11 protein-coding genes are annotated in these 11674 nt (G+C 48.8%); all 11 read right to left on the reverse strand.

The window, feature by feature from the left end; all coding sequences use genetic code 11:
* Positions 1–16 precede the first annotated feature (16 nt).
* Positions 17–991, reverse strand: a complete 975-nt coding sequence (gene pfkA, locus ACYVGO_RS15585; protein WP_142774865.1) for a 6-phosphofructokinase — start codon at positions 989–991, stop codon at positions 17–19.
* 240 nt (positions 992–1231) lie between these two features.
* Positions 1232–1990, reverse strand: a complete 759-nt coding sequence (locus tag ACYVGO_RS15590) for a glycosyltransferase family 2 protein (RefSeq protein WP_142774864.1) — start codon at positions 1988–1990, stop codon at positions 1232–1234.
* A 58-nt stretch (positions 1991–2048) separates the two neighbouring features.
* A complete protein-coding gene (locus ACYVGO_RS15595) occupies positions 2049–3341 on the reverse strand; it encodes a glycosyltransferase family 4 protein (RefSeq protein WP_460970076.1) in 1293 nt (430 codons plus the stop codon).
* Complete coding sequence (locus ACYVGO_RS15600; protein ID WP_460970077.1) at positions 3338–4309, reverse strand: hypothetical protein; 972 nt, start codon at positions 4307–4309, stop codon at positions 3338–3340. The genes ACYVGO_RS15595 and ACYVGO_RS15600 overlap by 4 nt, the downstream gene beginning before the upstream one ends.
* A 103-nt stretch (positions 4310–4412) precedes the next feature.
* The gene (locus ACYVGO_RS15605) at positions 4413–5219 is read right to left on the reverse strand and encodes an FkbM family methyltransferase (protein ID WP_460970078.1); all 807 of its coding nucleotides are present in this window, start codon (positions 5217–5219) and stop codon (positions 4413–4415) included.
* A gap of 106 nt (positions 5220–5325) precedes the next feature.
* On the reverse strand, positions 5326–6825 hold the full coding sequence (locus ACYVGO_RS15610; RefSeq protein WP_460970079.1) for a lipopolysaccharide biosynthesis protein: 1500 nt from the start codon (positions 6823–6825) through the stop codon (positions 5326–5328).
* A 99-nt stretch (positions 6826–6924) separates the two neighbouring features.
* A complete protein-coding gene (pseI, locus tag ACYVGO_RS15615; RefSeq protein ID WP_460970080.1) occupies positions 6925–7986 on the reverse strand; it encodes a pseudaminic acid synthase in 1062 nt (353 codons plus the stop codon).
* Between the two features lie 47 nt (positions 7987–8033).
* A complete protein-coding gene (locus tag ACYVGO_RS15620) occupies positions 8034–8525 on the reverse strand; it encodes a GNAT family N-acetyltransferase (RefSeq protein ID WP_210422407.1) in 492 nt (163 codons plus the stop codon).
* A gap of 26 nt (positions 8526–8551) precedes the next feature.
* Positions 8552–9583 (reverse strand): UDP-2,4-diacetamido-2,4,6-trideoxy-beta-L-altropyranose hydrolase, encoded by a 1032-nt coding sequence (gene pseG, locus ACYVGO_RS15625; RefSeq protein ID WP_460970081.1) that lies wholly within the window; start codon positions 9581–9583, stop codon positions 8552–8554.
* Between the two features lie 78 nt (positions 9584–9661).
* Positions 9662–10348 carry a pseudaminic acid cytidylyltransferase gene (gene pseF, locus ACYVGO_RS15630; RefSeq protein WP_460970082.1) on the reverse strand — a complete coding sequence of 229 codons (687 nt, stop codon included), beginning with the start codon at positions 10346–10348 and terminating at the stop codon, positions 9662–9664.
* The gene (gene pseC / locus ACYVGO_RS15635; protein WP_460970083.1) at positions 10345–11517 is read right to left on the reverse strand and encodes a UDP-4-amino-4,6-dideoxy-N-acetyl-beta-L-altrosamine transaminase; all 1173 of its coding nucleotides are present in this window, start codon (positions 11515–11517) and stop codon (positions 10345–10347) included. Before pseC ends, pseF begins: the two co-directional genes overlap by 4 nt.
* Between the last annotated feature and the right edge of the window lie 157 nt (positions 11518–11674).

Genomic DNA, 11674 nt, shown 5'->3' on the forward strand with positions numbered 1-11674 from the left:
ATACATTATTCATTACTTACACGCTCAGAATCTTTACCATCCTCAGCAAATCTTCGTTGATTGGCTTAGGTAGTCGAATGGTATCGCGGAAGGGCGTATACACCAGTTCATTATTGACAATTCCGGCCATAACATTCTTTTCGCCGTTCATGAGCCCTTCAAGCGCACCAAGTCCTAGTCGGCTGGCCAGAATACGGTCGTAGGCGGTTGGAATACCCCCGCGCTGAATATGTCCGAGTGTTGTAACGCGCATATCCATGTTGGAGTCAACCTGTTGCCGAATCTTTTCGGCAATCTCCGTGGCAATACCAGCTTCTTCGCCTTCGGCAATAACAACGATGGACGAGGATTTCTGACGACTCCAACCTGATTTTAGTATTTCGACAACCTCGGAGATAGGGGTTAGGACTTCGGGGACCATGACCATCTCGGCACCGCCTGCAATACCCGACTGAATAGCAATGTAGCCAGAGTCGCGGCCCATCACCTCGATAAAGAAAATCCGGTCGTGCGAGTCGGCAGTATCCCGGATTTTGTCGATGGCTTCTAAGGCCGTATTTACCGCTGTATCGAATCCAATGGTATAATCAGTTCCGTAGAGGTCGTTGTCAATTGTGCCTGGCGCGCCAACGGTTGGAATCCCGTATTCATCATAAAAAAGCGTGGCCCCTGTAAACGTACCGTTTCCACCAATGGCAACCAGGCCTTCAATGTCGAATTTCTTAAGTTGTTCAAAGGCTTTAGCCCGGCCTTCGGGCGTCATGAACTCTTTACTGCGGGCCGATTTTAGGATGGTGCCTCCACGTTGCACGATGTTACTGACCGAGTGCGAAGACATCTGAAAAATATCGCCATTTATCATTCCGCTGTACCCCCGGCGGATGCCGAATACTTCGAGACCATGATAGACCGCCCCCCGGACAACAGCCCGGATACAGGCGTTCATACCTGGTGCATCACCACCTGAGGTAAAAACAGCTATTCGTTTCATAGGTTAAATCAATTTTTTTACGGAATTGCACAAAAAGGTCAGGTAGGTTGCGAAATAAACCCCGCAAATTTATCCGCATTTCCCAATCTAAAGGCATCTGTCTGGTAATTATCCCATTGTTTTCATCTAAATTTCACAAAATGGGGTAAATGGTACTGGTAACGCCCTGATATTTTTAAAATCGGACGTTATACATGGTTGCCCAAGATTCATTTCATGCATAGATAAAACGCACCATATTCATTGTTTTTTAAACCGCCGGGCTCGTAGTATAATCTGAACATGATTGCGTAGTGTGGTGAGCAAACCAAAATGGGTGACTAAGATCTTGAATCGATCGATCAGTGATTGCCGATGTTGCTGTACAGACAGTCCGCCCAATAAGTACTTACACAAAACGAATGGTACAAATTCAATCTTTTGAGCTGCTTTCAGGCAACGAATTTCCCAGTCCAAATCGGCACTGAGATTGTTTATCGGATAATCGGGCGCAATAGCTCGTTTGGCTACAAAGGCCTGATGGCAAACTTTCATGCCAAAGGCCATATCACGCCACACTAGCTTGTACGGTAAGCTGTGCGGGGTAACGACACTCCGTAGCCCCACCGGCGATCCGGAGCGCCGACCGCCATCATCTTTAACAAATAAGGCATCACTGTAATACACATCGGCCGCTGTTGCTTTAATCCGCGCCAGCAGATTCGGTAATGTTTGCGGATCGTGAATTTCGTCGCCCGCATTCATAAACCAGACATACTGGCCTTTGGCCTGGTGCAAGCCTTTGTTCATGGCATCGTAAAGCCCACAATCCTGTTCCGAAATCCAGGTAGTGATGTGGCTTTCGTATCGTTTTAGTATCGCCAGTGTTCCATCTGTTGAGGCTCCGTCAATTATGATATACTCATAGTCTGTTGTCTGCTGAGCCACAATGCTCTGAATCGTGCGTTCCAGGAACCGCTCGGCATTATACGTGATGGTGATGATGGAGACGGTTGGCATTTACGAATGTAGAATGTAGAATGTAGAATGACTTGGAGGTTGTCAATCATTCAACAATTCACTCATTCAATAATTTATAGTATAACTCAATATGTTGTCTAGCTACTACGTCTTCGGAGAAACGGGCTTCCGCGGATTGGCGGGCGTTTTGGCGTAACGTTTCCGGGCGCAGGTGGGTCAATAGGAAGGCTATCCCGTCGGCGAGTTGCTGGGCAGACCCAATATCGGCCAGGTAACCATTTTGCTGATGGTCGATCATTTCAGGAATGCCGCCCGTTCGGAAGCCCACGACAGGCGTTCCACAGGCCATGGCTTCAATTACGGTGTTGGGCAGGTTATCTTCCAGAGACGGTACAATCATCACATCGGCTGCGTTGTAGGCCGCCACAATATCATCTTCGGTAGTTAATAAACCGAGATGACGAACAGGATAAGTTAATTCGTTAAGCAGATACGAGCGGCCTTTGCCGAACACTAAAATCTCGGGCGCTAAGTCAGGATGTTGTTGATGTAAAAGCGTCAGGGCTTCAGCGAAATACTTAAATCCTTTGCGAGTGTCCGTTACGTTCGCGCTACCAAATAAAAGCCTTGGCTTGCTGGTATCGGGAAGGTCAAGACGTGTGTTTGCTTCTGCACGATCAACCGGACAAAAAACCGCCTGGTCAATGGCATAAGGAATGACCGTGAACGGAAAACCGCGAAGTAATGCACTTCGTTGCGCTTCACTGGCTAACCAATGACTCGGTGGGGTAAAATGCACACGGGCCTTGTCGAAAAGCTTCTTTTTCTGCGCGAAAACTCGGGCCGACAAATCGTGTTCACCCGGTTTCTTTAGGTACGGGCACTGATGGCAATGCGTCAGGAAATGGTTGCAGCCACGCGAGTAATGGCACCCACCGGTAAAGGCCCACTGATCGTGTAGTGTCCAGACAATGGGCTTGCCTAGGTCGATTAATGATTGCAATCCATTAATGGATAAAAAACCAAAATTAATCCAGTGCAGATGTAGGATATCAGCTTGTTGAATAGCCGGATGGAAGTCGAGCGTAGCCCCGAACCGGGCCGGTGAAAACTGAAATCGAACGGAGTTATCACGTTCGTAAGGTAAAAAATACAACCGCTCAGCCACAAATCGCCCAAAGGCAGTTTGCTCGGCCAGAAAGTTATTGGCCAGGTACACAACACCCGGTTCTGGCCGATGCGTTTCCAATCGGTTGGGTACGCCAACAAGCATTGTACTTTCGACGTTATGGTTTGACCAGGCCTGTTTTTCTAAGGCCCGATGAAGCCGATTGGCCGCTACAGCTGCCCCGCCAAATAAGTGGTAGTTGCTAAGGTGCGTAACTCTCACCGCCCCAGTAGTTTATCGAATTTTTTGACAACCTCGGGCCAGAAGCCAAGTCCGAAAACACGCCCCCAAATACGCCTACGGGAATAGGCTTCCAGCTCAGCAAAAATCGGGTCTGAGAATAGGCTTTTTGCTTTCTGGGTCAGAATAAGCGCAAATCCGTGTTGTTTCAGCGTTGTAGCGAAAACCCAGCCCAGAAGCAGATTTCGTTGCGTAAGCGTGGCTTCATCCGCAAAGCGATTCAGGTACGTCATTTCGCCCCAGACCGCGCTATTTTTGAGGGAAAACAAAACAAACTTTTTCACTAACGGCTGATTGGTGAAACTGTCCAGCAAAGCGGGCGTGATACGGGGTGAGCCTTTTGGCAGTAGCTCGGCTAGCCAGTGACTGCCGGTTTCTTCCATGAATTGCAGGACTTGGTAAAGCTTGTCCTCTCCATCGTAGATCGACGCAATGCCGGGCTCAAATTCAGCTGTTAACACGCGCTTCGCACGATCGTCGCCGAGGTTACGGAATAGTCGGAGATCAGTACCCTGCGAATCAGTTTTAAACCAGTCTACTTGTTTAACTCCCAGACTATCGAGCGTTGACCGAAGGCTGCGCGTTTTCAGTTGAACGACTTTAGTTGGTTCAAACTTGGGTGCAAACGCATACTCCTGAATCAAGTCGGGTCTGGGCCGCAGCAGGCTGGAGCAGTGGGGCGAAACTGTTAAATAAAAATTTGCCGTTTCCGTATCGTCCTTAGGCGAGTCTGGACCGGTAACAATATTATTGAACGTGTAGAGCTTCCGAAAATGGCTGGACTCACTTTCGACGTAGCCAAAGTCACGATCGTCGGCGTCGAAGGCGATACAAACAGCGTATTTGGCAAACGACTTCCAACGGCCATGCAATTGTCCCGACGCACCAATATCTACCAAAACGGGCGGTTCAGTCTGGAACTCAGGGCGGGAAAGAATTTTGTCGATCATTTGGTTTGCGGTATTTGGTATTCGGTTTTTGGTTTACGGTGGGCTGACGCATTATGTATGGACGCGTCAGCCCACCGTAAACCAAAAACCGTAAACCCTGCACCTATTTTCTATATGCAAAGATATTCAATTGCAGGTCCATGCTGTCGTTACCTTTGTAACGCTGGTTAACCAGAGGTGAGTGTCGATACTGGCTGGTGTTGATGTAATACCGGAAGCCAGCGTTCTCCAGCACCTTGATTACCTCTGCCAGTGTTTGTGGATGATGGAGGTACGCATGGAATTCAACGAACAGGTTTTGGACGTTTTCTAGCGCGTCATGGCAATCAGTTAGAACAGCGGTTTCGGCTCCTTCGATGTCCATCTTGAGCATGTCGATGCGGGTTTCGCGCAGGAGGGCATCACGTAGGCGAACAGAGGGCACCAGTTTTCGGTCGGTTTGTGAGAAAATAGAGGCAGAGTCGGCCTGGTCGCTGCCAAACCAGATTCCTTCCTCATTCGTCCAAACCGCTTTCGTAATTACTTCAACGCCCGAAATCTGATTTTGGCGAAGGTTCTGTTGTAAAATTTCACTAATATGTTTGTCTGCCTCAAATGCTACGATGCGGGCAGTTGGGTAGTTCTGCCGGAAGTACACAACGCTCGTACCAATGTTAGTGCCGCAGTCGAAAATAACTGGGTTGGGGCTCGTTGTCGTGAATTTATAAAACTCATCGACAAAAATTTCGCGGTACTGCCAGATAAACGACAGTGCGTCAGGCACTCTAAATCGATAGGGTCCAAACGTGATATCAATGGACTGATTCCGTGGTCTGTCGCCGTAACGGACCGCTAATCCCAATAACCGACGACCCTCCACCGAGCGCAGGAGCCGGGCCGTTTCAGTAAATAAAAATCGAAAAACCCACATGGGTGAACTGGTTTGATGTTCGAAATTTGATGTTCGAAGTCTGAGGTTGATAGCTATTGATGGTCTTGCTATTAGGAACGTCAAACTTTGGACATCAAACGTCAAACTAGTTTAAAAACCGTTTTCTTAATCCCTCTACCATCTGGTTAATATCGGTAGAGAGCTTTAGGCCAATGACTGCTCCACCAAACAGGGCACTAATCATTGTTGAACGCCAGCCAATATCCAGGATAAAGCGCCACTTTGGTGCATCTGCATCAGGGTAAGGAATCTGAACGGCGATCCACCATACGGCAAGGCCTAACAGAATAACAGCAAGATTTCGCCAGGTAAACGGTTGCATTCGAAACGCAAAGCCGACAAACAGTGTCCGGGCCAGGTTAAAGAGCATTGTTGCCAGTGCGGCTCCCATAGCGGCACCATTGATGCCAAAACGGGGTATTAAGTATAGGTTAGCGCCAATGGTAATAAAAACAAGTGCGACAAAAAACAATGAGTCGTAGGTGTAATAGCGTGAAGTGTTCATAATGATGCCATTTACTCCAGTGGCCATATCGATCAGTTTGCCCAGCCCCAGCCACAGAATGACGTAATAACCCGCTTCGTAATCGGGAGGTAGAAATCGAAAGACACTGGGTAAATTGGCTGCTACACCCACAAAGACCAGGCAGCCTGCAATAAGCTGATTCAGGCAACTTTTTCGGTAAATACTGGCAATATTATCCAGGTCATTTGTTTTCCACGACTCAGCAATAAGCGTTCCCGAAACCTTGTATAAGGTGGTTGCTGGTATCGCAATGACGGTAGCAAAGTAAGACGCCGTTCCATAAATTCCAGTATCGCCCAAGCCTTGTCTACTGTTAATCATAAACTTATCAATGGTCCAGACAATCTGTGTTGAGAGGGCAGACGTGAATGTTAGCCCTGCATAACGCATCATATTTCGACGTAAGTTGGCATTGACGGATACAAACTTACGGCTGAAGAATAAAGCCTCATCCTGAGCAACACTGATAATCATGACGACCAATGGAATAAAAAAAGCTAGTAGCCAAACGCCCAGAAATTGGGGTAAAGTAACCCACCCCAGCCAGTACAACCCACCTGCCAGCAGAACCAGCACCCGCTGAACAAATTGTTGTAGCAGCGTTCCTGTAACGGGATCATAAAGTAAGCGGGCGTAATTGTCGAAAACGGTAAAATAGACCGTAAAGAATGTTAATGGTATGAGCAGATAATAATATTCGACAAACAGAGCTGAATCCGCTGAATACCACTTAACAATCCAGGGGCGTGCCAGCCACAACATAAGCACACAAAGACTGAAGCCAATAAGGGTAGTCAGGCAGGCAATAAGCAGGTATCCGTTGTGCTGCCGGTCGGTGTTTCGGAAAAAGGGGAAATATTTACCCCCGGCGCCGTTTAAACCTAAGTTTGCTGCCTGCGATAGTACCTGTGCCAGCGAAATTAGCAGGGTTAGCAGGCCTACGACCTGGGTGCCCTCAAATAAATTCGGAAACCAGAGCCCCTGCGTCAGAAAGCCAACGGCCACACCTGCATAGGCGTAAATAGAACTCTGTATGGTTTGCCGTTTTATGATACCCATGTAGGTGAATGAAAAATGAATAGTGTAGAATGAATAATGTAGAATGTGCAAGTAATAGAGTCAGTTACTTATCATTATACATTGTGCATTTTACATTATTCATTGAATAAAATTCCACGCCAGCGCCGTTCCCGCCTTAATGTCCTGGCTGGCGGTTTTGCCGATGATGTCGTCGTAATAACGGGTATGCAGGCCATTAGCGGGGCGGATACTGCGGACGGTATCAGGTGTGAAGGGCTCACCCGCTTTCATGTCGCGCACGACGTATAATGAGCGTTTGAATTGCAGGCTTTTTTCTTCTTTCGGGGTTAGTGTGTAGCTGACCTGCCCCATGGCCAGCTGTGCCCGTTCGGTTTCAATAACGAGATTTTTGAGTTCGTCGGGTTCTAACGAAAAGGCTGAATCAACCCCACCATCGGCCCGGCGCAGGGTAACGTGCTTTTCAAGTACTACTGCTCCAAGGGCTACGGCTGCTACGGCTGCGCCAATGCCCATTGTATGATCAGAGAGACCCACAGGTAGATTGAACAACTCACGCATGTGCGGTATAGTGAGCAGGTTGGTTGTTTCGGGCGTGGCGGGATAAGTGCTGGTGCATTTGAGCAGAATAAGATCTTTGCAGCCATTGGCACGTAATACTTTCACTGATTCGTCAAGGTCGGCAACCGATGCTACCCCCGTACTCATAATGACCGGCTTACCCGTTTGCGCTACTTTTTTGAGTAGAATATGATCCGTATTTTCGAAGGACGCAATTTTGTAGAGCGGCACATTCAGTGATTCCAGAAAATCAACCGCCGTGGTATCGAAAGGCGAGCTAAAGGCAATCATTCCCCGCTTTTGGGCGTGTTCAAAAATTGGTTGGTGCCACTCCCACGGGGTATAGGCCTCCGCGTAAAGCTTATAGAGATTTTTATCGGCCCAGAGCGACTTGGCGTCCCGAATGTAAAACTCTTCTGATCCTCCGTTGAAGGTAATCGTGTCGGGGGTGTAGGTTTGGAGCTTAAGGGCGTGAGCACCGGCATCCGCTACAGCGTCGACAATTTCCAGGGCCCGGTCGAGCGATTGATTGTGATTGCCCGACATTTCGGCGATAACAAACGGACGGTGGGCCGGGCTAATAGTATGGTGGGCAACCTGAATCGGTTGGTCTTTTGTCATAGTCTAATCAACCCTATGGCCTCTTCAACACCGCGACGGCAGTTCGGCTATAAAGTTTTAAGGTAAAGCAAGCATGGCCTCTGCTGGCCAGCAACTCCAAATTTACCGCTTTCGCCCGACAATTTGAAACCGGCCCTTTCGAAAGCCCGTTTCGACGCCTGATTCTCCGGTTTGATATAAGCGTGAATCGTGACGGCATCCCATCGTTTCCGGCAAATAGCGCATGCCTGCTGAATCAGTTGACTAGCTAAACCTTTTCCCCGCTGTCGGGCATCGACGGAGACACCAATAATAATTTCGTCGGGCATATCCGCTACCGGTGTCCGTTCAAAACGTACTTGTCCAACCGGCTGTCCTGCATCGTTTGAAAAAATAAGCAACAGGGCGTTGGGGTCGGCTAATTTTCTCGTAAACCAGGCCGTGTGCGTTTCCAGCGAAATCGGGGCGGAGTTAAACGACTGCTGCCGGGTATCGGGGTCATTGGCCCAGTCGAAATAAAGACGGGCATCGGCAGGTTGGGCCGTTCGGTAGGTAAGCATAGTTATAGCGCGAACATCTGACCGAATTACGTACTTAATTTTCGAAACAGCGCACGAAACCGTTCGGGCGATTGACCATCGAAAAACCGACGCTGGTTTATAAGTAAATCAGCCGCGTTTTCAGGCGAAAATTGAAACGCCTGAATCGCTAATTTTACCAACTGGTCTAACCCGAGTACGGGCGTCAAACGAGTGAGTAGGGTTGGGAAGTTGACCGATAGCGCCAGTTTTTCTTCGGACAGAAACCGCGCTAGTCGAGACTGATTATTGGCGGTGACAATGCCGATCAAGGGTCGATTGACAGCGCAAACCTCGTAACTGATGGTGCTACAAGCGGTAATGGCCAAACGGCATTGCTGCAATTCGTTAACCATTTCTGCGGCTGTCAGATTCTGTAGAATGGTCAGATTGGGTATTTGGCTTTTATAGGATTCAATAGCGGCTCGGTTTGGGTGAAAAGGCCCTAAAACAATGTGAACCGCCAGAGTAGTATCAACCTGTCGAATGGCTTCCAGCACTGTCAGCGATGTATTGTGTGGGTCGGCACCGCCCAGGCTAACAAAGATGGGGCCGTCCAAAGGTGTTTCGCCGAAACCTGCTGGATTCAAAAACTCCGGTCGTAGCAGCGCATAGTGGGGGCCCAGGCAAAAGTGGGTATCTGGTTCGGCATCATAATCAATATCAGAAACACCACCGGCATGATTGATAATTACATCGGCCACTTGATGGCCATCGATCAAATCATCGATAAAGACCAGTTTTTTTGCCCGCTCCTGCACCGATTGCTGAAACGCTTCGTCGAAAGCATACCCATCCAGCACAACGATTTCGTCAGGATGGATCTGAGCCAGAAAAGAAGTTTGTTGCGACGATTCTGGTAGCGAAACGATTGACAACCCAGCCTTTTCAATCGAAGCACTAACTTCTGGCGTTGGCTCGACAAGCGCAAATCGCATCAAAAAATCATTTTTCAGCATGTCGGCCAGGGCAAGGCAACGCATCACGTGGCCTAAACCAATCTGAGCGTTACCATCGGCGCGGAAAAGGATTTGGCTCATAGCTTAATGAACAATGTAAAATGGATAATAGATAATGATTGTTCTGGGTTCTGTGAATCTTGCATTGTCCATTTTACATTATCCATTATTCATTTTATACTTAAACTCCGCCACCTGCCAATCTGCCTCGGTATCAATATCATGGGCGGCCATTTCGGAAATGACGATACCGCCTGAGTTGTCCGTAACAAGCCGCTTGCTTTGCTGAAATGGGGCTACGTTAAAGAAGTAAAACTGGCCTGCATCATGGTAAGTCGGCTCCAGATCCTGCGACCGGGTCAGCGCGTGTTCAGGCTGAAACCACTGCACTTTCGACCCTCGTAGGAGCACAGCACGCTGAATAGGAAAGCTGAATGGCTGAACCGGATACACCGTATCGAACTGTTTGTCAGTCAGGGTTGAGAATGCTCGCTTCAGCAGTTCGGGCGTGACGAAGGGCGCGGTAGGGTAGAGGCAGCAAGCGTAATCGAATATCTTGCCCTGTTGCTTATACTGAGCCAGAACTTCGTCCAGTACAGCGGCAGTTGTTGCATGATCATCCGCCGTTTCGGCAGTACGAAGAAACGGGACCGACGCACCGTATTTTTTGGCAATGTCTGCAATTTCAGCATCATCCGTCGAAACCATCACGTCGCTGAACAAACCCGACTGTAGCGCAGCGTCGATGACATACGCAATGATGGGTTTACCCAAAAAGAGCCGGATGTTTTTGCGCGGAATTCGTTTACTGCCGCCCCGCGCCGTTATGATGGCTACGTTGCTCATGCGCCCATGAATTCCTTTACCACGTCAATGACATACTCCTGCTCCTCGTTGGTCAGTGTTGGAAACATCGGCAAACTCAGGCATCGGGCATAATACCGTTCAGCATTTGGAAAATCACCCGGCTTCCAGCCGAACTGCCGGTAGTAGGGCATCAGATGCACCGGAATGTAATGCACCTGTGCCATGATATTTTTCGTCCGAAGAAAATCGTAAAGCCCTTTCCGATCGTCAGTTTGAATTACGTAAAGGTGATACGCATGGCTCACCTGAGCGGGCGGAACGATGATGGTAACGTTGGTTCCAGAAAAGGCATCATCGTAGCGTTTGGCAATTTCCTGCCGACGCGCTAACATGGCATCCACACGTTGTAATTGACTTGTTCCCAGGGCGGCCTGCATATCGGTCAGGCGGTAATTATAGCCCAGTTCCTGTAACTCCATGTACCAGCCACCGCGTTCAGGTTCGCCGGGATAGAGCTCTGTTAACTCGGCCGGTTTGTTGGTTATGCCGTGCGTTCTGAGCCGAAGCAGGTGTTTATACAGTGCTTCGTCGTTGGTTGTAATCATGCCACCCTCGCCAGTTGCAATATGCTTGACCGGGTGAAAACTGAAAATGGCTAATTCAGCCAGCGACCCATCGCCACAGCGGTGAGTTATGCCTTTACGATCTACAAATGAACCGCCTGGTGCATGGCAGGCATCTTCCAGAAGCCACAAACCATACTCAACCGCCAAGTCGCGGAAGGCAGCCAGATCGACCGGATAACCGGCAAAATCGACGGGAATAATACCCGAAAAATAGCCTTTCGGATGCTGTTCCAGTAAAGCTCGGACGGCGTTGATGTCGAGTAAGGCTGTTTCGGGATCAATATCCGCAAAATAGACCTCGCCCCCGCAGTACCGGACACAGTTGGCCGAAGCTGAAAACGTAATGGGCGTTGTAATAACCCGTGTACCTTCTTTCACGCCCAATGCCATGCAGCACAGGTGTAAGGCGGCTGTTCCGTTGGCTATGGCTACGGCGTATTGACTGCCCACATACGTAGCGAAAGCAGCTTCAAACGCACCGATATGAGGCCCTTGCGTCAGGAATGGACCGCGAAGTACCTCGGCCACGGCCGCAATGTCCTCGTCTGTGATGTGTTGGCGGCCGTATGGAATGGGAGACATAAGAATAATGTAGAATGTGTAATGAACAATGTAGAATGTGTAATGAAAAATGGGAGAGGAATGAGCACATTATTCATTACACATTCTACATTATTCACTGATGTTACGCAGCCTTAGCTAATAGAGTAGATTGACTTTTGAGACTGTTAAGGTTTCG

It is taken from the genome of Spirosoma migulaei (genome assembly GCF_054776855.1).

Bases quoted from the DNA above. Each gene is read 5' to 3' on its own strand.
- pfkA (WP_142774865.1), bottom strand. From the start codon at position 991: ATGAAACGAATAGCTGTTTTTACCTCAGGTGGTGATGCACCAGGTATG.
- ACYVGO_RS15590 (WP_142774864.1), bottom strand. From the start codon at position 1,990: ATGCCAACCGTCTCCATCATCACCATCACGTATAATGCCGAGCGGTTC.
- ACYVGO_RS15600 (WP_460970077.1), bottom strand. From the start codon at position 4,309: ATGATCGACAAAATTCTTTCCCGCCCTGAGTTCCAGACTGAACCGCCC.
- ACYVGO_RS15605 (WP_460970078.1), bottom strand. From the start codon at position 5,219: ATGTGGGTTTTTCGATTTTTATTTACTGAAACGGCCCGGCTCCTGCGC.
- ACYVGO_RS15610 (WP_460970079.1), bottom strand. From the start codon at position 6,825: ATGGGTATCATAAAACGGCAAACCATACAGAGTTCTATTTACGCCTAT.
- pseI (WP_460970080.1), bottom strand. From the start codon at position 7,986: ATGACAAAAGACCAACCGATTCAGGTTGCCCACCATACTATTAGCCCG.
- ACYVGO_RS15620 (WP_210422407.1), bottom strand. From the start codon at position 8,525: ATGCTTACCTACCGAACGGCCCAACCTGCCGATGCCCGTCTTTATTTC.
- pseG (WP_460970081.1), bottom strand. From the start codon at position 9,583: ATGAGCCAAATCCTTTTCCGCGCCGATGGTAACGCTCAGATTGGTTTA.
- pseF (WP_460970082.1), bottom strand. From the start codon at position 10,348: ATGAGCAACGTAGCCATCATAACGGCGCGGGGCGGCAGTAAACGAATT.
- pseC (WP_460970083.1), bottom strand. From the start codon at position 11,517: ATGTCTCCCATTCCATACGGCCGCCAACACATCACAGACGAGGACATT.